Source organism: Novosphingobium aquimarinum (genome assembly GCF_009746585.1).
Taxonomy (GTDB): domain Bacteria; phylum Pseudomonadota; class Alphaproteobacteria; order Sphingomonadales; family Sphingomonadaceae; genus Novosphingobium; species Novosphingobium aquimarinum.
Window position 1 is genome coordinate 185,688 of sequence record NZ_WRPO01000004.1, and the last position, 18,112, is coordinate 203,799.

Annotated in this window: 19 protein-coding genes and 1 riboswitch; of the genes, 8 read left to right on the plus strand and 11 right to left on the minus strand. The window is 65.1% G+C overall.

The features are described from left to right. Positions 1 to 9: 9 nt before the first annotated feature. From GQO94_RS06360 to thiC, 6 genes are all read right to left on the minus strand, one after another. Complete coding sequence (locus GQO94_RS06360) at positions 10 to 627, minus strand: hypothetical protein (RefSeq protein ID WP_156840434.1); 618 nt, start codon at positions 625 to 627, stop codon at positions 10 to 12. Between the two features lie 434 nt (positions 628 to 1,061). Then, complete coding sequence (locus tag GQO94_RS06365; RefSeq protein WP_156840333.1) at positions 1,062 to 1,622, minus strand: helix-turn-helix domain-containing protein; 561 nt, start codon at positions 1,620 to 1,622, stop codon at positions 1,062 to 1,064. Between the two features lie 106 nt (positions 1,623 to 1,728). Continuing rightward, the gene (locus tag GQO94_RS06370; protein ID WP_156840334.1) at positions 1,729 to 2,073 is read right to left on the minus strand and encodes an HPF/RaiA family ribosome-associated protein; all 345 of its coding nucleotides are present in this window, start codon (positions 2,071 to 2,073) and stop codon (positions 1,729 to 1,731) included. Between the two features lie 215 nt (positions 2,074 to 2,288). Beyond that, entirely contained in the window at positions 2,289 to 3,623 is a 1,335-nt protein-coding gene (locus GQO94_RS06375; RefSeq protein WP_156840335.1) for a hypothetical protein, read from the minus strand. A 210-nt stretch (positions 3,624 to 3,833) separates the two neighbouring features. Further along, complete coding sequence (locus GQO94_RS06380) at positions 3,834 to 4,094, minus strand: DUF2442 domain-containing protein (protein ID WP_156840336.1); 261 nt, start codon at positions 4,092 to 4,094, stop codon at positions 3,834 to 3,836. Positions 4,095 to 4,298: 204 nt separating this feature from the next. Further along, positions 4,299 to 6,203, minus strand: coding sequence for a phosphomethylpyrimidine synthase ThiC (gene thiC, locus GQO94_RS06385; RefSeq protein WP_156840337.1), 1,905 nt, complete (start codon positions 6,201 to 6,203; stop codon positions 4,299 to 4,301). Between the two features lie 40 nt (positions 6,204 to 6,243). Beyond that, positions 6,244 to 6,369: riboswitch (TPP riboswitch) on the minus strand. 46 nt (positions 6,370 to 6,415) lie between these two features. Here thiC and GQO94_RS06390 point away from each other — a divergent pair. The 3 genes from GQO94_RS06390 to GQO94_RS06400 all read left to right on the plus strand — a co-directional run bounded on the left by GQO94_RS06390 (position 6,416) and on the right by GQO94_RS06400 (position 8,475). Then, complete coding sequence (locus tag GQO94_RS06390; protein ID WP_156840338.1) at positions 6,416 to 7,057, plus strand: SOS response-associated peptidase family protein; 642 nt, start codon at positions 6,416 to 6,418, stop codon at positions 7,055 to 7,057. Between the two features lie 236 nt (positions 7,058 to 7,293). Then, entirely contained in the window at positions 7,294 to 7,734 is a 441-nt protein-coding gene (locus GQO94_RS06395; RefSeq protein WP_156840339.1) for a nuclear transport factor 2 family protein, read from the plus strand. Positions 7,735 to 7,854: 120 nt separating this feature from the next. Further along, a complete protein-coding gene (locus GQO94_RS06400; protein WP_156840340.1) occupies positions 7,855 to 8,475 on the plus strand; it encodes a uracil-DNA glycosylase family protein in 621 nt (206 codons plus the stop codon). Between the two features lie 54 nt (positions 8,476 to 8,529). Here the strand turns inward: GQO94_RS06400 and GQO94_RS06405 are convergent, their stop codons facing one another. Both GQO94_RS06405 and GQO94_RS06410 read right to left on the minus strand, forming a co-directional pair. Continuing rightward, complete coding sequence (locus GQO94_RS06405) at positions 8,530 to 9,372, minus strand: MipA/OmpV family protein (RefSeq protein ID WP_232332802.1); 843 nt, start codon at positions 9,370 to 9,372, stop codon at positions 8,530 to 8,532. Positions 9,373 to 9,488: 116 nt separating this feature from the next. Continuing rightward, positions 9,489 to 10,028: a GNAT family N-acetyltransferase gene (locus GQO94_RS06410; RefSeq protein WP_156840341.1), complete on the minus strand. Its 540-nt coding sequence runs from the start codon at positions 10,026 to 10,028 to the stop codon at positions 9,489 to 9,491. 136 nt (positions 10,029 to 10,164) lie between these two features. Here GQO94_RS06410 and crtY point away from each other — a divergent pair, with 136 nt between their 5' ends. From crtY to GQO94_RS06430, 4 genes are read left to right on the plus strand one after another with little or no spacing between them, the layout of a single operon-like run. After that, entirely contained in the window at positions 10,165 to 11,358 is a 1,194-nt protein-coding gene (gene crtY / locus GQO94_RS06415) for a lycopene beta-cyclase CrtY (RefSeq protein WP_156840436.1), read from the plus strand. After that, positions 11,355 to 12,833, plus strand: a complete 1,479-nt coding sequence (locus GQO94_RS06420) for a phytoene desaturase (protein ID WP_156840342.1) — start codon at positions 11,355 to 11,357, stop codon at positions 12,831 to 12,833. Before crtY ends, GQO94_RS06420 begins: the two co-directional genes overlap by 4 nt. Then, a complete protein-coding gene (locus GQO94_RS06425) occupies positions 12,830 to 13,408 on the plus strand; it encodes an LOG family protein (RefSeq protein ID WP_156840343.1) in 579 nt (192 codons plus the stop codon). Before GQO94_RS06420 ends, GQO94_RS06425 begins: the two co-directional genes overlap by 4 nt. A gap of 7 nt (positions 13,409 to 13,415) precedes the next feature. Then, the gene (locus tag GQO94_RS06430) at positions 13,416 to 14,381 is read left to right on the plus strand and encodes a phytoene/squalene synthase family protein (protein ID WP_156840344.1); all 966 of its coding nucleotides are present in this window, start codon (positions 13,416 to 13,418) and stop codon (positions 14,379 to 14,381) included. A gap of 133 nt (positions 14,382 to 14,514) precedes the next feature. Here the strand turns inward: GQO94_RS06430 and GQO94_RS06435 are convergent, their stop codons facing one another. Further along, positions 14,515 to 15,753, minus strand: coding sequence for a multidrug effflux MFS transporter (locus tag GQO94_RS06435; protein WP_156840345.1), 1,239 nt, complete (start codon positions 15,751 to 15,753; stop codon positions 14,515 to 14,517). A gap of 139 nt (positions 15,754 to 15,892) precedes the next feature. On the opposite strand from GQO94_RS06435, the gene dinB reads away from it, so the two are divergent. Next, positions 15,893 to 17,029 (plus strand): DNA polymerase IV, encoded by a 1,137-nt coding sequence (gene dinB, locus GQO94_RS06440; RefSeq protein ID WP_156840437.1) that lies wholly within the window; start codon positions 15,893 to 15,895, stop codon positions 17,027 to 17,029. Here the strand turns inward: dinB and GQO94_RS06445 are convergent. Together GQO94_RS06445 and GQO94_RS06450 are read right to left on the minus strand one after the other, a co-directional pair. Beyond that, on the minus strand, positions 17,011 to 17,487 hold the full coding sequence (locus GQO94_RS06445) for an NUDIX hydrolase (protein ID WP_156840346.1): 477 nt from the start codon (positions 17,485 to 17,487) through the stop codon (positions 17,011 to 17,013). The two genes, dinB and GQO94_RS06445, sit on opposite strands and share 19 nt — an antisense overlap. After that, complete coding sequence (locus GQO94_RS06450; RefSeq protein ID WP_156840347.1) at positions 17,475 to 18,095, minus strand: 6-phosphogluconolactonase; 621 nt, start codon at positions 18,093 to 18,095, stop codon at positions 17,475 to 17,477. Before GQO94_RS06450 ends, GQO94_RS06445 begins: the two co-directional genes overlap by 13 nt. Between the last annotated feature and the right edge of the window lie 17 nt (positions 18,096 to 18,112).

An 18,112-nucleotide genomic window follows, 5' to 3' on the forward strand; every position in this document is an offset into this window, starting at 1 on the left:
TGCAGAGGCTCAGGCGCAGCCTTCGACGTAGCCGAGTTCGGGCATCAGCCCGACGTGCATCACGCTGACCTTGCCGCCTTCGATCTCGAAGCGCAGGCGCGGATCTTTGCCGGGCTGGGTGAGGTACTTGGCAGGCGCGGCGACGTACTGGTGCGGCGTGGCCTGGAAGCTCGGGAAGGCTTTCAGCACCGCCTTCTCGCTCGAACCCGGACCGATCCCCTCGACCAGCTTGACCGGCGACGTGCCGCCGACCGAGATCCGGCGCACTTCGTCGTCATTCACCATGGCGTAGACGCCGGGATAGTCAGGCGAGCTCAGCGTCTTGCAGGTGCTGTCGGGGATCTGCGCGCCGCGCACCGCGAAGCTGGAGCCGGCGGGCACCGGCTTGCCGATGACGAGATCGCCCAGCCCTTCGAGAGTGATGGTGTCGCTCGGCGCGGTGGATGCCGAGGTGCCCTGCGTCTCGCTCGACGCCATTCCGGACGGCAGCGCGGGAGCGGAGGGCATCGCCGCTTCGCTCGCCAGCCCGGCGTCATCGCTCGCGGCGGGTTCGGGGGAGGAACAGGCCGACACCAGCACGAGAGCCAGAGGTACGGCAAGCGGGGTAAGGGAAAGCCAGGTCTTCATGCCGCGCAAAGCGCACGACACGGCCAAGCGTTCCCACGGCCCGTCGCATGCGTGTCCCCAAGGTGCGTAATTTGCCTCCCATTCCTTCGTCATCCCCGCGCAGGCGGGGATCCAGTGGACGACCGCGAAGATGGATCCCCGCTTTCGCGGGGATGACGAAGTAAGGGGGCGATGCGTGGATTAGGCCGCGAAGATGGATTCCCGCCTGCGCGGGAATGACGAAGGGGGTGGGGCGATGTCCCGCCATTTTACGGTCGCCCGCCATATCCACATCGCCCCTTCCCTCGCCCCGTCACCCCGGACTTGATCCGGGGTCCCGCTTCAACCCCGACAGCGCGTCCGAAGGTGACAAAGGTGACACACCCGATTTCGCAAGATCCTGCCCCATCACCCTGAACCAAAACGATTTCCCGCCAAAAACCCAGGGTAACACCTCAGCCGTCCGTTTCGCCTGTTCCGGGCAGCAGCGGCGGCTCGTCCTCGTCTACCGGCCAGTCGGCGGAGAGATCGGGTTCGTCCTCCCAGGTCTCGCCGCCGGTCTCGACGCGGTGCAGCAACCCGCGAAAGTCGCCGGGCTCGTACGTCGCGGCATCGCGGGTTGGCGGGGCCTCGGGGCGCAGGAACGCCTCGCGCATCGAGAGCAGTGCCACCGTCAGCCGCTCGTCGAACCGGCGCGAGACGTAGACCAGGTCGCCCTTGTGGAAGTGCGGCACTTCGACGCCGTGCAGCGCGCGATCCATCGCCGCTTCGGCGAGCCGGTCGAACGCGGACTGGAACGCCGCCTCCCACGCCAGATCGAACGGCTGTTCGCGCAGCCGCGCGCGCAGCCGGTAGGCCGACTGCCGCGACATGCCGACGCTGCGCGCCGCCTGCTTGACGCTGTGCGTGCTCGCCAGCGCCCGCAGGAATGCGGCCTGCCTGCTCGTTGTCCACCCATCCCGCCGCTCCGACGCGGCGGGAACGATCGCCGTCCGGCGTTTGGTTCCCGTGCTCATCGACGAGGATAAGGCAGATTTGCGGCGAGTAGGAAAGGTTTGGGGCGCCCTACACCCGCGCGTTAGCTCTACGCGTTACCCTTGCGCATACCCCTGCCCCGGCGCGTTACAGCGTCTTTTCGGGGCGCGGTTCGTGGCCGTGGCGCTCGGACTTGCCGAAGTGCCGCTCGAGCCGCTGCGCCATCGTGCCCGCCGCCTTGCGCGCCGCGGCATCGACGGTGTCGGCATGTTCGGTGACCCCGATCGCCCGGCCGCCCGCCGGCCGCGCCTCGATGGTGCAGGCCTTGTCGTCCGCCCCATGCTTGGGCCCGTTCTCGTCGCGGACATGGATCTCGATCCGCGTCAGCCGATCCTCGAACCGCGCCAACTTGCCCCGCACGCTCTCCTCGATCCGTTCGGCGACGTTCTCGGTGCCCATGACGCTGCTGTTGGAATTGAACTGGACCTGCATGGTTTCGGTACCTCTCGGGTTGTTGTTGTGTCTATCCGAGATGGGGAGTGCGGCGCGGGATGGAAGGGCGCGCGGGCCAGGTTGCTCCGCTGGCGGACTTGCCAATCTTGGCGATTATATGAGTGAATTTTATACGGCCTATAGGGTGGGAATATTAGGAGTTCAAACGTAGAACACTTGAACGCGACTGCGGGGACGCGAAAGAGATTTTTCGCTCATGCAACTTTTTTAGCGCGCGTAAATTTTGCTATGAGCGAGGGCAACTGATTACTTTTGACGAAGAAGAATTCCGAGAGCCGTTCGGTTGCACACCGGCCAATATCAGCGACGTATTTCAGCAACTCGATCTCTCTTTGCCTCGCGGCATCTTCACCGACGAGATCATTCGTCATGTGGCCGAGTCTGAAATTGAACAGACGAGAGAGAGGATCGTCATTGAAACTAGCCAACCGACCTTCAACATCTGATGTGCAGCCAATTTTAACAAGCACCTCGCCTTTTTGCCATTGCGGCATAATGGCGAGCAATTTCGGGTCTTCGCATGCAAATAGGTAGACGTGACATGGAATGGCAATTGGATTGGCCAGACGCTGCACTTGGAGAGGATTCCCAAAGACCGAGACTTGCTCTAGCTTATACTGACACAAGAGATCAAAGTCGTTACGATCTATTGGCACTATGCTGGTCGACACGTCCCAGCTTTTGGATCGAGCTGTTGGCATTGACGCTTTCGTCATTGGAGGGTTGAGAAACCTCCATGCTCGCACCGCTCGGAGCCCCAACGGCCAGCGAAAATTGCCGTTAAGATAATTGTCATCGTTATCGAAATGCGAGGCAGCGAGCACGTTATCATTCTCAAGATTTACCAGCTCGTTACTCAGTTCGTATACACCATGGACCAAACCCTCGTCGCCATCTGCAATATGGCGTGACTTATAGTGGCTCACAAAGCATATAACGAAGTATCGTTCAGCTTGATTTGCTAAACGCCGAGCAGTACCATCTTTCGGAAACCCGAGCGCTCCCCAGTCTTCGGGTGAAAATCCCCAAACTCTCGTGACATGACAGTCTTCAGCCGTAGTAATGTTGTCGAGATTGACGACAATCGACGAGTCGGCCGGACCGCATCGATAAACCTCTTCGCTCCACATTTCACGAACGTAGAAAGTCCGGGCAACTTCAGTATCGGAGTGGATAAAACCATAGTTATCGCAGTAGGCGACATACTCACTGTACAGCATCTCGTACTGCTTATCATGCGGATAAATTGGCTTAAATCCGGCATTGATGATCTTTGGCTTGAAGTGATCTGTGACCGGAGATTTATTTTTCGAGTACTTTAATATCGAATTGCCCTTTGCGCCGCACCATTTCAACGGCGCAAAAATCCACTTACCATCCTGCCGAAAACCAACTTGGTGTGTCGCATTCTTAACTCTGTCGTGGTGAAATCTCCGCTCCTGTTCTGAACCTTCACCCATTGCGTGTAGACGCAACAAGTTATCAATCACGTCAGTGGCGGCCGTCGATACTTCTACTCCGTCGATCACATCAACATCCTAAACTTGCGCCCACCACTACATCAGATAATCGTAGAACGCGAAGTGGATCACCCCCCCCTTGCAAATACAACTTCTCAGCCTTCTCCCAAGAAACTTCGCTCGTTTTCTCCATGCCTTCGCACGCTGCTCGATGTTCTCGGTGGCGAGGTAGCCGTCCGAGTTCTTCCTAGCGGCGAAGTTACGCGTCCGGCGCGATCTTCATGCCACCTTCGGCGCTGACGCCCCGCGCAAAAACCCTTCCGTACTCAGGTCTTCGTCGATCTGCGGCCAATGAATACCGTAGCCGCCTCCGCACGTCTGCCACTCGGCGCGCTGGTCGGAAGTGGCGTGCGCAAGGCGCGGATACCACGCGAGTGGCACCGATATCGTGCGTCCGTCCATCAGGTCGACGATCAGGCTTTCGTCGGTGCAGCGTACGTCGCTGACACGCTCATCGGCCACTTTGTCCAAAAAAGTCATGCCATGCCTCCAGCGACTGCTCGCGATGTTCGGCTACGAGCGTCAGTATGCCATTGAACTCCTTTGGACGGAAGCCACGGCTCCCGGCGATGCACGCCCTTCGTCACCCCGGGCTCGACCCGGGGTCCCGCTTCTGCCAGATGCCTAGCTGGACCCCGGATCAAGTCCGGGGTGACGAAAAGTGATGCGCTGGTGTTACCGCTCTCAATCGTGCTCGCGATCGCCCGCGCCGATATACAGCTGCCGCCCCACTTCCTCGTACTTCTCGCTCATCTTCTCCATGCCTTCGCGCGCTTCTTCGGCCTCAGCCGGGCTGGTTTCGCGCTTGATGTTCTCGGTGGCGAGGTAGCTGTCCGAGTTCTGCTTGGCGGCGAAGTCGCGCACTTCCTGGGTGATCTTCATCGAGCAGAACTTGGGGCCGCACATCGAGCAGAAGTGCGCGGACTTGGCGCCTTCGGCGGGCAGGGTCTGGTCGTGGTACTGCTCGGCGGTGTCGGGATCGAGGCTGAGGTTGAACTGGTCGCGCCAGCGGAATTCGAAGCGGGCGCGGCTGAGCGCGTCGTCGCGGACCTTGGCGGCCGGGTGGCCCTTGGCGAGGTCGGCGGCGTGGGCGGCCAGCTTGTAGGTCACCACGCCGACCTTCACGTCGTCGCGGTCGGGCAGGCCGAGGTGCTCCTTGGGCGTGACGTAGCAAAGCATCGCGGTGCCGTACCAACCGATCATGGCGGCGCCGATGCCGCTGGTGATGTGGTCGTAGCCGGGCGCGATGTCGGTGACGAGGGGGCCGAGGGTGTAAAACGGGGCCTCGCCGCACGCCTCGAGCTGCTTGTCCATGTTCTCCTTGACCTTGTGCATCGGCACGTGGCCGGGGCCCTCGATCATGACCTGTACGTCCTGCTCCCAGGCCTTCTTGGTCAGCTCGCCCAGCGTGTAGAGCTCGGCGAACTGGGCCTCGTCGTTGGCGTCGGCGATCGAGCCGGGGCGCAGGCCGTCGCCCAGCGAATAGGCGATGTCGTAGGCCTTCATGATCTCGGTGATCTCGTCGAAGCGCTCGTAGAGGAAGCTCTCCTTGTGGTGCGCGAGGCACCACTTGGCCATGATCGAGCCGCCGCGGCTGACGATGCCGGTGACGCGCTTGGCGGTCATCGGGATGTAGGGCAGGCGCACGCCGGCATGGATGGTGAAGTAGTCGACGCCCTGCTCTGCCTGCTCGATCAGCGTGTCGCGGAAGATCTCCCAGCTGAGGTCCTCGGCCACGCCGCCGACTTTCTCCAGCGCCTGGTAGATCGGCACGGTGCCGATGGGGACGGGCGAGTTGCGGATGATCCATTCGCGGGTGTCGTGGATGTTGCGGCCCGTCGAAAGGTCCATGACGGTGTCCGCACCCCAGCGGATCGACCAGACCATCTTGTCGACTTCGGCGGCGACGTCGCTGGCGACGGCGGAGTTGCCGATGTTGGCGTTGATCTTGACCAGGAAGTTGCGCCCGATCGCCATCGGCTCGCACTCGGGGTGGTTGACGTTGCTGGGAATGATCGCGCGGCCGCGTGCGACTTCATCGCGCACGAATTCGGGGGTGACGTAGTCGGGGATGGCGGCGCCCCAGTCCTGCCCGTCGCGCGTGTATTCCTTGAGCATCTCGCGCCCGAGGTTCTCGCGCGTGGCGACATATTCCATCTCGGGCGTGACGATGCCGCGCCGCGCGTAGTGCATCTGGCTGAGGTTGGCGCCCGCTTTCGCGCGCAGCGGGCGCTTGACGACGTTGGGGAACGCCGGGACGCCGCCCGAGCGATCGGGGCCGAGCTGGCCGTTGTCCTCGGGCCGCGTGTCGCGCCCGTCGTACGCCTCGACGTCGCCGCGTGCGAGCTGCCACTCGCGGCGCAGCTGCGGCAAGCCTGCCTGGATGTCGATCGTGGCATCGGGATCGGTGTAGGGGCCCGAGCAGTCGTAGACGCGCACCGGCGCCTCGCCCGAAGAGGGTTCGAGCTGGATCTCGCGCATGGCGACGCGCACGTTCGGGTTCGTGGGCGACGGGACATGGATCTTGCGGCTGCCCCGGATCGGTCCGGTCGTGACGCCGATTTCCAGCTTGGAGTTGATGTCGGCCATGCGCGTGCTCTCCTCAGATGGACTTCGGAAGGGGAGCTTGCGCGTACAAGGCCGCCCTCCCTCCGCCCGTGCTAACGGGTTCAGGTTCGACGGGTCGTGCGGAGCATACCCGCACCTCTCAGCCGTTAGACACTTGCGCGCCCTGCTGGCTCCCCGGGGTGTTGCGCGCAATGATAGACCTCCCAAGCGGCTCCGTCTAGGCACTGCCGGGCATGCCCACGCTGTACCGCCTCGATGCCGATGCCGCCGCGATCGGCGCGCAGTTCGGTGCGCGCACCGGCGAGGACCCGTGGGCGGGCGGGACCATCTCGCCTGCCGGGTTCGCACCGATCGTCACGGCGGGTCGCGAGTTCATCGCCGGGCCCCGCCCTGCGGGCCGCGCGCTCGAGGCGCGGTTGATCCCCCGGCTGTGGGGGGTACCGCCGCCGCCTTCGAGCTGGGGCGAGGTGCGGCGCGACGGCATCATGACCGTGCGCAATCCCGACAGCCCGTTCTGGATCGGCAACTTGCGCAATGCCGAGTTCCGCTGCCTCGTGCCGGCGAGCGCCTTCATGGTCTGGGGCAAGGGACGCGACGCGCAGGGCCGCCGACGCCATCACTGGTTCGGCTGCACCGACCAGCCGCTGTTCGCGATGGCCGGCGTCTGGAAGGATAGCGAAGTGCCCAGCTTCGCCGTGCTGACGTGCGAGCCCAACGCCGCGCTGCGCAGCTGCGGGCGCGATGCCATGCCGGTGATCCTGCCGCCGGATGCTCAGGCCTGGCAGACCTGGCTCCACGCCGGATGGGACCGCGCCCAGGCGCTATTGGCGCCCTACCCGTCCTCGCTGATGGAGGCGGCCGGTTCGCCGCCGTAGCGCGGGCCTCGCGGGTCGGGATGGGAAAGAGCGCCACGCCTCCCTCAATTGCGCGGGGTCCTTTTGACCCATTGAAATAAGTGCCGATTTTTCCGATAGTTGCTCGTCGATCCCAAAGTAGGAAACATTCTGACGGAAAAAATCGCCATTTCCTCAGGATTTTTTTGTACGGAGCGTCTAGGCGCGGACTGGGGGCGCAGGAAGCGGATTGGGTCGCGTAGGAAAAGGGAGGGTACATGGTCTGGACCATTACCAAATCACTCGTCGATGACATGCCGGCCGAGTCCGCGCGTGCGACGATTGCGCGCGTGATCGAAAGCTTCCGATCGATGGATGAGAGCGGATTCGAAGCCTTGCTCGCGCCGGACATCGTCGCCTTCCTGCCCTGCGACGAGATCGGGCTGCGACGTTCGGAAGGGCGCGACGCCGTCATGGCGCAATTCCGCAAGCTGTTTGCCGAACTGCGCGCGAATGGCAGCGATTCGATCGCGGTGCGCCAGACGCGGCTGGAACTGAAGAGCTGGGGCGACACCGCCATGGCCACTTTCGAGCTGGAAGGCGAGCTGCGCGCGGGATGCCGCACGATCGTGTTGCGGCGCGACGAGGGCGAGTGGCGGATCGTCCACTTGCACGCTTCGACGACGGCAGAGCCCGAGCCTGCGGCATTGCCTGCCTGACGCCCGCTGCCCGACGTCTGCCTGCCCGAGAACCGCCTCACGATTGCTGCACAATGTGACCCGGCAGCGGCCACTCCGCCGCCGCTTGCCGTGGCCGGCCGGCGACCTCACATCGTCACCATGCCGCCACTTTCGACGCATTCCGAACCCGATCAGGCGAACGAGACGCTCGAAGCGCTGCTCGCGCGCATTCGCGGCTGTCGCCACTGCACCAGCGTCTTGCCGCACGAGCCGCGCCCCTTCGTCCAGGCCGCGCCCGGCGCACGCCTGCTGATCATCGGTCAGGCGCCGGGCAGCAAGGTCCATGCGAGCGGGATCGGCTGGGACGATGCCAGCGGCGACCGCTTGCGCGATTGGCTGGGGCTGGACAAGGCGCGCTTCTACGACCCCGAACTCGTCGCGCAGATGCCTTCGGGGTTCTGCTATCCCGGCAAAGGCGATGGCGGCGATCTGCCGCCCAGGCCGGAGTGCGCGCCGCTATGGCACGCACCCCTCCTCGAACGGCTGCCGAACCTGCGGCTGGTCCTGCTCGTCGGTCGCTATGCCCAGGTGCTTTACCTGAGCCCGGCGCTGCGCCGCTCGATGACCGAGACGGTGCGTCGCTGGCAAGACATGCCAGATCCCTACTTCCCGCTGCCCCATCCCGCCTGGCGCAGCCGGCTGTGGATGGCCAAGCATCCCTGGTTCGAAGCCGAGGTCCTGCCGGCGCTGCGCAAGCGCATCGCCGAAGCGCTTGCCTGAACCGCTTGACGCGCGCCGCGCTAAGAACGCGCCGCGCTCAAAACGTGGCCGGGTTCAGAACGTGTAAGTGACGCCGCCGCCGAACGAGAACTGGCTCGCCTTGCCGCGGATCGCGGTATAGGGATTGTCCTTGCCGTCGTTAAGCATGCGGCCGTAGCTTGCCAGGCCGAACAGCGCGAAGCCACCGTCCAGGATATTGCCGTTGAGGTCGTACCCTCCCAGCAGGCCCACGTTCCAGCTGTCCCAGCCGCCTTTGGCATTGTAGACCGGGAGCCCGCTCGCAGTGGCCTGGGCCGGGCTCACCGAATAGTAGTAATCCGCGAAATCGTCGTCGACGTGCCGGGCGCTCAGGCTCAGCGTCACCAGCGCGCCGCGGCTCAGCGGCGTGACGTAGCTGATGCCGGGATTCCAGGTCATGCCGCCATATGCGCCATTGATATCCCACTTCACATCGGCCGACAGCGTCAGCGTGTCGTAATCGTTGAGCACTTTGTAAGCGGAAACACCGCCATTCACGCCGATCTCGATCGCCGTGTCGAGCTTGCCGGCAGCTTTCACCACCGGATCCTTGATTTGCCGCGCGCGATTGAAGGAAACCGTCGCCACTGGGCCCAGTGACACGCCGAAGCGCGGATCGTCACCGTCGGGAATCAAGTCGAGCGCAATGCCGCCCGGACGCGGATTGATCCCCACGCCTTTGAGACTGCCCTGCACTAGCGGAAAGGGCGTGACCACTTCGTCGTCCGACCCATCGTAACTCGGGTTGACGATGATGCCCGCACCCACGAGCAGATAATCGCCATCCAGCGCGCTGTCTTCGGGCGCGCTTGCCGTCTGGGCCAGAGCAGGCATCGGGACCAACAAGGCCACGGCGGCGAACTTGACGAGCTTCAACATTAAGATTCCCTCATTTCCAACGTGCAGCTAACGCGCCTTAGGGACGGCGGTTGCATGACGTGAGGATCCCGCCTGTTCGCCGGGATCGGTATTGACTGCTAAATTCGCGCTCCGGCTTAATCCGCAGCGACCGGCAAAGTGTCAGCACCCTGCCCGAGTTTGCGTTGCATGATGAAGACATCGAGCCACTTGCCGTGCTTCCACCCAGCCGCGGCGAGCGTCCCGACCGGAAAGTAGCCGGCGCGGGCATGCAGCACCACCGAAGCCGGCTCGGTCCCGGCGATCACTGCGAAGGCCTGGCGAAACCCGCGCGCTTCGCAGGCATCGATCAGCGCGCCGATCAGGCCGGTTCCGACGCCCTGTCCGACGCTGTCATACCGCACGTAGACATTGGTTTCGCAGGAATAGAGGTAGCCGGCACGATCTGCGTAGGAATTGGCGTGGGCAAAGCCGAGCACGCGGCCGTCGTCGTCGCGAGTCACCAGCCAGGGATAGTTTCCGGCTTCGGCGCGGCGCATCCGCTCCGCCATCGTCGCGGCGTCGGGCGCTTCGGTCTCGAAGCTGGCCGTGCTTTCGATCACGTAATGCGCGTAGATATCCGCGATTGCAGCGGCATCCTCGATCGAGGCTTCGCAAACTGTGAGCAAAACAGACATCACCGGCAACATGCAGCAATTCTATCACGTTGCCAAGTTGTGCAATGCAGCATTATGGCGCCGTACTGGATCGATACACGGCAACACAAATCCAAGACGGATTGCCACTGAGGCCAGCCATGCTACTGCCATGACGATGTCCTCGCGCAAACCCGACATCGCCATTCTGGGCGGCGGCCTGTCCGGCGGGCTGATGGCGCTGGCGCTGGCGGCGCGTCGTCCCGAGCTGAACGTAGTCGTGATCGAACGCGGCGAACGTCTGGGGGGCGCGCATGTCTGGTCGTTCTTCGCCAGCGATGTCGCGGACGAGGACCGGGCTCTGGTCGATCCCTTCGTGGTGAAGGCGTGGGATGGCTACGACATCCTGTTTCCGGGCCGCGCCCGCCGGCTGACCACGCCCTACCGAAGCACGACGAGCACCGCGCTCGACCGTGCGGTGCGCGCCGCGTTGCCGGACGGCGCGATCCACTGCGGCGTCGAGGTAACCGCGGCAAGCGCCACCTCGGTGACGCTGGACGACGGGCGCACGATAAAAGCCGGCGCCGTGATCGACGCGCGCGGTCCCCGCGCCTTACCGCACATGATCGGCGGCTGGCAAAAGTTCGCCGGGCGATTGCTGCGCCTGTCCGCGCCGCATGGGCTTGTCCGTCCCGTGGTCATGGACGCGACCGTCCCGCAGATCGACGGCTATCGCTTCGTCTACTGCCTGCCGTTTTCGGACACCGAAGTCTTCGTCGAGGACACTTACTATTCCGACGGCCCCGGTCTCGACGTCCCCCGGTTGCACGCGCGGATCGCCGAGTATGCCGCGCGGCGCGGCTGGCAGGTCGAGAGCCATGCGATGGACGAGACCGGCGTCCTGCCGGTGGTCGCGGGGGGCGATTTCGAGGCGTTCTGGCGCGCGGCCAGCCAAGGCCCGGCCTTGGCCGGAGCGCGGGCCGGGCTGTTCCACCCCCTCACCAGCTACTCGCTGCCCGATGCCGTGCGCTTCGCCAGTGTCCTTAGTACACTCGACAGTGTCTCCGCAGACGCTCTAGGGACGTTCACTCGCGATTGGGCTGCCAGACACTGGCGCAAGGGGCGTTTCTACAGAATGTTGAGCCGGATGCTTTTCGGCGCCGCCGAACCCGACCAGCGCTGGCGCGTGCTGGCGCGGCACTACGGCTTGTCAGAACCCCTCATCGAACGCTTCTACGCCGGCCGCTCGACGCGGGCGGACATGATGCGCGTCCTGGCCGGCAAACCGCCGGTCCCGATCGGCAGTGCCGTGGCGAGCCTTGCCGGACACGGCCGGCCCATTGGCAGCCTTGCCGGGGAGATCGGCTCATGAAGCGTGCCTGCGTCATCGGCGGCGGCTTCGGCGGGCTCGCGCTCGCGCTGCGGCTGCAATCGGCGGGGATCGCAACCACGCTGGTCGAAGCGCGCGACAAAGTCGGCGGGCGCGGCTACGCCTGGGAGCGCGAGGGCTTCACGTTCGATGCGGGGCCCACCGTCATCACCGACCCGGCCTGCCTCAAGGAATTGTGGCAGCTGTCGGACTCCGAGATGGCGCAGGACGTCGAGCTGATGCCGGTGATGCCGTTCTATCGGCTCAACTGGCCCGACGGCGTCTCGTTCGACTATTCGAACGACGAAGCCGCGCTGCGCCGCGAGATCGCCCGCGTCGCGCCCGACGACATCGGTGGCTACGACGAATTCCTGCGATATTCCGCCGGCGTCTACGAGGAAGGCTACGTCAAGCTCGGCCACGAGGCGTTTCTCGACTTCGCCAGCATGATCAAGGCGGCGCCGGCGCTGGCCCGTTATCAGGCGTGGCGCTCGGTCTATTCGATGGTCTCGTCCTACGTGAAGAGCCCGAAGCTGCGCGAGGCCTTGTCGTTTCACACGCTGCTCGTGGGCGGCAATCCGATGACGACGAGTGCGATCTACGCGCTGATCCACAAGCTGGAAAAGGACGGCGGCGTCTGGTGGGCGCGCGGCGGCACCAACAAGCTGGCGCAAGGGATGGCGACGCTGTTCGAGCGGCTCGGCGGCACCGTGCGGCTGGGTGACAAGGTGGTGCAGATGCACACCGTCGGCGACCGCATCACCGAGGTCGAGACCGAAAGCGGCTGGAAGGAACACTTCGACGCGGTCGCCAGCAACGGCGATATCGTCCACACCTACCGCGATCTGCTGTCGGGCAACCCGCGCGGCCAGAAGATGGCGCGCAAGCTCACCGGCAAGCGGTTCTCTCCCAGCCTGTTCCTGGTCCACTTCGGCCTCAAGGGGACATGGCCGGAGATTCCGCACCACATGATCCTGTTCGGGCCGCGTTACAAAGGTCTGCTCGACGATATCTACCAGCACGGCGTGCTGCCGCAGGACTTTTCGATCTACCTGCACCACCCCACCGCGAGCGATCCCGCGATGGCGCCGGAGGGTCATTCGACCTTTTACGCGCTGATCCCGGTCGCGCACATGGGCAAGTTGCCGGTCGACTGGGACGAAATCGCCCCCGAGCTGGAGCGGCGCGTGCTCGACGAAGTCGGCCGGCGGCTGATCCCCGACATTCACGAGCGCATCGTCACCAAGTTCAGCTATGCGCCGCCCGATTTCGCGCGCGATCTGTCCGCCTACAACGGGAGCGCTTTCAGCCTCGAGCCGATCCTGACGCAAAGCGCCTATTTTCGCGGCCACAATCGTGACGACGTGCTCAAGAACATGTATCTGGTCGGCGCCGGAACGCACCCGGGCGCCGGCATTCCCGGCGTCGTCGGAAGCGCCAAGGCCACTGCGAAACTGATGCTCGAAGACCTGCGATGAAGCGCCTTGCCGTCTACTGTGGCTCCGCCACACCCACCGATCCCCGCTATCTGGAGCTTGCACGCGACGTCGGCACCGCGCTTGCCGAGCAAGGCATCGGCGTGGTCTACGGCGGCGGCCGGCTCGGACTGATGGGCGCGGTCGCGGGAGCGGCGCTGCACAAAGGCGGCGAAGTGATCGGCGTGATCCCTGAGGCGCTGGTTTCGGCCGAAGTCGCCAATTACGACTGCGAGCTTACCGTCGTAGCCGACATGCACGAGCGCAAGGCCGCCTTCACCCGGCTTTCGGACGGCTTCCTCGTCCTGCCCGGCGGCGTCGGCACCCAGGACGAGCTGTGGGAAGCGATCAGCTGGGCGCAGCTGGGCTATCACGCCAAGCCGGTCGGCCTCCTCAACGCCTTCGGCTTCTACGACCACCTCATCGCCTTCAACCGCCACATGGCCGAGGTCGGCTTCGTCCGGCCCGCGCATACCGGGCTGCTGATGGCGGAGACTGAGCTCGATCGGCTGCTCGATCGGATGCGCGCGCACCAGCCGGCGCGGGCGATCTTCCATATGAAGTCGGAAGAGCTCTAGCGCAGCCATGCCGACAGAGAACCTGCTGACGCGGGTAACGCGAGATGGTCTTGTCGCGCAGGCTCGCCAGTCGATCCGCAAGGGCTCCAAAAGCTTCGCCGCTGCCAGCCGCTTGTTCGAGCGTGAAACCCGCGAGCGGGTCTGGATGCTCTACGCCTGGTGCCGGGCCTGCGACGATCTGGCCGATGCGCAGGACATGGGCGGCGCGCTGGGGCCGCAACAGAACGCCCCGGCGCGGCTCGCCCTCATTCGCGAGCGCACCGCTCTCGCCTTTGCCGGACAGGCCACCGGCGATCCCGCCTTCGACGCGCTGGGCCTGCTCGCCACCGAGACGCCGATCACGCTCGCCATGGCAAACGACGTGATCGAGGGGTTCGCGCTCGACGCGCGCGAATGGCGGCCGCGCAGCGAAGCCGACATGTTGCGCTATTGCTACCACGTCGCGGGCGCAGTCGGAGTGATGATGGCCGCTGTGATGGGCGTGCCCGGCGAAGACGACGAGACGCTCGACGCCGCGTGCGATCTCGGCCTCGCCTTCCAGCTTTCCAATATCGTGCGCGACGTCTGGGAAGACGATGCGGCGGGCCGCTGTTACTTGCCGATCGAATGGCTGGTCGAAGCGGACATCCCGCCCGGCGAAGTGACCAAGCCGCACTACCGCCGCGCGCTAGTGCCGATGGTTGCGCGGGCTTGTGAACTGGCACGGGGATACGAAGCCTCGGCCCGGGTCGGCGCGGCGCGGTTGCGCTTTCGCCAGCGCTGGGCGGTGCTGTCCGCGGCGAACATCTACGGCGCGATCGGCCGCGAGGTCGAACGGCTCGGCGCGCATGCCTGGGACCACCGCGTGCATACGACCAAGGCGGCCAAGCTGGGGCACGTGCTGCGCGGTTTGGGTCAAGCGAACGCGGCGCCCGCTCCCGCTGTCAGACCCAGCCTCGGACGGCGCGAACTGGCGTCATTGGGGCGCACTTGATCCGGCTTGGCGCTCGCGAGCGTGCCCATTTGTAGGCTAAGTCGCGCAATGCCCGGAATAGTCTAGACTCACTGCGCGCCTCGCAGTTTCCACGGTTTGTCCCCGTGGTTATCCCCAAGCTTATCCAGAGCGCTCAGGGCCTCACGGGGGGATTGAGCCGACGGAACAATTTGCCGCGTTCGGAATACAGCACCAACAGGATGGCGAGGACGCCGGCGACCAGCATCGAGGCGAGCAGCGGCACCGGCGTCCCGTCGTAAGCCTGACCGATCAGGATACCCAGCAGCGAGCCCAGCAGAACCCGCACGAACGACATGACCGAGGCGGCCGCCCCGGCAGTGCGAGGGAAAGGCTGCAGCGCGACCGACTGGTAGTTCGCGCCGATGAAGGACATCATGCACATGCTCGCCATCATCAACGGCACGAAGGCCCACAGGCTCTCGCCGCCGCTGGCAATGGCGATGTGCACCAGCGCGAGCGCGATGTAGGTGAACGTCGCCGTGTGCGAGACGCGGCGCGCGCCGAAACGCTCGACGATGCGCGAATTGACAAAGTTCGTACCCGCCATGCCCATCGCCATCGTACCGAAGATCGCCGGGAACAGCAGGCCCGCGCCGAAGTGCTCACCGATGAGCTGCTGCGAGCTGTTGATGTAGCCCAGCAGCGCGGCCTGAATGAAGGCGAGACCGAAGACATAGCCGAAGGACTCGCGGCACAGCAGCGCGGAGACCATGTTGCGCCCGATCACGCGCAGTTCGACAGGTTGGCGATGTTCATCGGCCAGCGTCTCGGGCAGGCGCAGCCAGATCCAGACCATGACCAGCGTGGCCAGCCCGCCCATGAGCAGGAAGATCGCGCGCCATCCGGAGATCAGCATGATCGATTGCCCCAGGATCGGTGCGATCATCGGCACGACCATGAACACCATCGCCACCAACGACTGGGTGCGCGCCATGCGATCGCCTTCGAACCGGTCGCGGATGACCGCCATCGGCAGCACCAACAACCCCGCAGTGAACACCCCGCACAGCGCACGCATGATCAGAAGCGCGGTGAAGTCGTTGACGAACGCACAGCCGAGCGAAAGCACGATGTAGGCGGTCAGACACACCAAGATGACGGGCTTGCGCCCGAACCTGTCCGATATCGATCCCGGGAACAGCGATCCCATCCCGCTGAAGACGAGGAAAATGCCCACCACCAGTTGGCGATCGTTGGGATCGGAGAGCGACAGGTCGCGCGAGATCACCCCAAGCGCAGGCAGCATGATATCGATCGCCAGCGCCTGCAGGGCCTGCAACGCCGCCATCATGGCGACGAACTCGACTTCGCTCAGGCGAAATTTAGCCGGTTGATCCAAGGGCGCTAGCATCGCCGGGCTCATGGCGCATCGCGTACTCAGTGCAAAGCGTTTGTTTCGCAACTGCACAACCGGGCGGCGCGTGCCGGGTATCACGGGAGACATGACGCGAGGCGATTTCCCGGGCGCGCAGATCCGCTATGACAACGGGATGATCGAAGCAGGCGAATCCGGCGGCGAGGAGGACGAGGAAAGCGCAGGGCTGCGCAAGATCATCCATGTCGACATGGATGCCTTCTTCGCCAGCGTCGAGCAGCGCGATTTTCCCGAGCTGCGCGGCAAGCCGGTCGCGGTCGGCGGCTCGTCCGGGCGCGGAGTGGTCGCGGCGGCGAGCTACGAGGCGCGCGTCTTCGGGGTGCGCTCGGCGATGCCGTCGTCCCGCGCGGCGCGGTTGTGCCCCGACCTCATCTTTCGCAAGTCGCGCTTCGACGCCTACCGCGAAGTGAGCCAGCAGATCCGCGGGATCTTTCACGATTACACGCCGCACGTAGAGCCGCTCAGCCTCGACGAAGCCTATCTCGACGTCACCGAGGACTTGCGCGGAATCGGCACGGCGACGCGAATCGCGCAAGAAATCCGCCGCCGCATCCGCGCCGAAACCGGCCTCACCGCAAGCGCCGGCGTGTCCTACAACAAGTTCCTCGCCAAGCTCGCCAGCGATCAGAACAAACCCGATGGCTTGTGCGTGATCCGACCCGGCGAAGGCGCGGCCTTCGTGCAGTCGCTGCCGGTGCGCCGGTTCCATGGCGTGGGTCCGCGCGGAGCGGAGAAGATGGCAAGGCTCGGGATCGAGACCGGCGCGGATCTCGCGGCGCAGGACCTGGCGTTCCTGCGCGCGCACTTCGGCAGCTTCGCCGAATATCTCTACCGCGCCGCACGCGGGGTCGACCTCAGGCAAGTGCGCGCCAATCGCCAGCGCAAATCGGTCGGCGGCGAGCGGACGTTCCACCAGAACATCGACGATCCGGCGGACTTGCGCGAAACCTTCGACGGGTTCGTCGACATCGTCTGGGAACGGATCGAGCGCGCCCAGGCGCAAGGCCGCACGGTCACGCTCAAGCTGCGCTATGCCGATTTCCATACGGTGACGCGCGCCCGATCGATCCCCCACATCGTTTCGGGCAAGAGCGAGTTCGCCGCGCTGGGCCTCGGTCTGCTCGAAGACCTGATGCCGCTGCAGCAGCCGGTGCGACTGATGGGGCTGACGCTATCGGCGCTGGTCCGCCCCGAGGACGAGAGCGGGCGTGAAACCGCCGCCGAACGCAGCGGTCAGTTGCCGCTTCTGTAAGCGCGCCACAAGGCGAGGCGCTGCTGGGCCGGGTAAGGCAGCTCGTCCGGCGGCGCGGCGGGATCGAAGAACCGTGTTTCGATGATCTCGCGGCCGTCGGGTTCGGGCTCGCCATCCAGACTGGCGGCGAACACTGAGGAGGCATGCGGCGATCCGTTGATCGTTTCCTCGATCAGCCCGACCAGTTCGATCTTTGCTATGCCGCGCCCCAGCTCCTCGCGCATTTCGCGGCGCGCGCAGTGCTCGGGCTCCTCGCCGCGCTTGTGCCCGCCGCCGGGAAAGCACCACGCGCGCGATCCGTAGGAATGCCGCACGAACAGGATCTTGCCATCCGCGCGCTCGACGATGACGCTGGCGCCGCGCCGCGCCGGCTTCCGGATCCGCAGCCAGTTCCAGATCAGGCGGTAGCCGAGCCGCAAGGCGAGCCGGTGCAGCGGCGCCGGGATCAGGTGAAACATGTGACCTTCTGGGTCGCCGCCCCGAGCAGCCGCGCGACCGGCAAGTCCGACCGGCCCGCCGCCGCATCCTCGAACACCGCGCGCTTGTCCGCGCCGCGGATCACGAAGACGATCTCGTCGCTGTCGAGCAGCGCGGGCAGCGTGAGCGTGATCCGGTCGAACGGCGCTTCGGGCGGCAGCGGATCGGGGGTGAGCGTGCGCACCGCCTGAGCATCGTCGACGCGCGGGTCGGTATTCGGAAACAGCGAGGCGATATGCCCGTCGCCGCCCATCCCGAGCCAGGCCAGCGCGAAGTGCGGCGGGCGCGCTTCGGGCGTGAGCGGCACGATGGTCGCGCCGACTGGCTCCAGCCGCTCGCGCACCCGACCGACGTTGCTGGCGGGATGCGCCTCCTCGACGATGCGATCGTCGCCCGGCCAGACGGCCACGCGCGACCAATCGAGCGGCGCTTCGGCCAGCGCCGAGAGGATCGGAAACGGCGTCGAGCCGCCCGGCACCGTCACCGCGATCTCGCCCTGCGCGCGGTCGAGCGCCGCCGCGAGCCGCTGGGCGAACCAGTCGGCAATCGCGGCGTCGCTAGCGGATTCGATGATATCGATGGTGGCCATGGCCTGGAGCCTAGCAG

Coding starts and splice junctions, on each gene's coding strand:
- GQO94_RS06360 (WP_156840434.1), bottom strand. CDS start 627: ATGAAGACCTGGCTTTCCCTTACCCCGCTTGCCGTACCTCTGGCTCTC.
- GQO94_RS06365 (WP_156840333.1), bottom strand. CDS start 1,622: ATGAGCACGGGAACCAAACGCCGGACGGCGATCGTTCCCGCCGCGTCG.
- GQO94_RS06370 (WP_156840334.1), bottom strand. CDS start 2,073: ATGCAGGTCCAGTTCAATTCCAACAGCAGCGTCATGGGCACCGAGAAC.
- GQO94_RS06380 (WP_156840336.1), bottom strand. CDS start 4,094: ATGACTTTTTTGGACAAAGTGGCCGATGAGCGTGTCAGCGACGTACGC.
- thiC (WP_156840337.1), bottom strand. CDS start 6,203: ATGGCCGACATCAACTCCAAGCTGGAAATCGGCGTCACGACCGGACCG.
- GQO94_RS06390 (WP_156840338.1), top strand. CDS start 6,416: ATGCCCACGCTGTACCGCCTCGATGCCGATGCCGCCGCGATCGGCGCG.
- GQO94_RS06395 (WP_156840339.1), top strand. CDS start 7,294: ATGGTCTGGACCATTACCAAATCACTCGTCGATGACATGCCGGCCGAG.
- GQO94_RS06400 (WP_156840340.1), top strand. CDS start 7,855: ATGCCGCCACTTTCGACGCATTCCGAACCCGATCAGGCGAACGAGACG.
- GQO94_RS06405 (WP_232332802.1), bottom strand. CDS start 9,372: ATGTTGAAGCTCGTCAAGTTCGCCGCCGTGGCCTTGTTGGTCCCGATG.
- GQO94_RS06410 (WP_156840341.1), bottom strand. CDS start 10,028: ATGTCTGTTTTGCTCACAGTTTGCGAAGCCTCGATCGAGGATGCCGCT.
- crtY (WP_156840436.1), top strand. CDS start 10,165: ATGTCCTCGCGCAAACCCGACATCGCCATTCTGGGCGGCGGCCTGTCC.
- GQO94_RS06420 (WP_156840342.1), top strand. CDS start 11,355: ATGAAGCGTGCCTGCGTCATCGGCGGCGGCTTCGGCGGGCTCGCGCTC.
- GQO94_RS06425 (WP_156840343.1), top strand. CDS start 12,830: ATGAAGCGCCTTGCCGTCTACTGTGGCTCCGCCACACCCACCGATCCC.
- GQO94_RS06430 (WP_156840344.1), top strand. CDS start 13,416: ATGCCGACAGAGAACCTGCTGACGCGGGTAACGCGAGATGGTCTTGTC.
- GQO94_RS06435 (WP_156840345.1), bottom strand. CDS start 15,753: ATGCTAGCGCCCTTGGATCAACCGGCTAAATTTCGCCTGAGCGAAGTC.
- dinB (WP_156840437.1), top strand. CDS start 15,893: ATGATCGAAGCAGGCGAATCCGGCGGCGAGGAGGACGAGGAAAGCGCA.
- GQO94_RS06445 (WP_156840346.1), bottom strand. CDS start 17,487: ATGTTTCACCTGATCCCGGCGCCGCTGCACCGGCTCGCCTTGCGGCTC.
- GQO94_RS06450 (WP_156840347.1), bottom strand. CDS start 18,095: ATGGCCACCATCGATATCATCGAATCCGCTAGCGACGCCGCGATTGCC.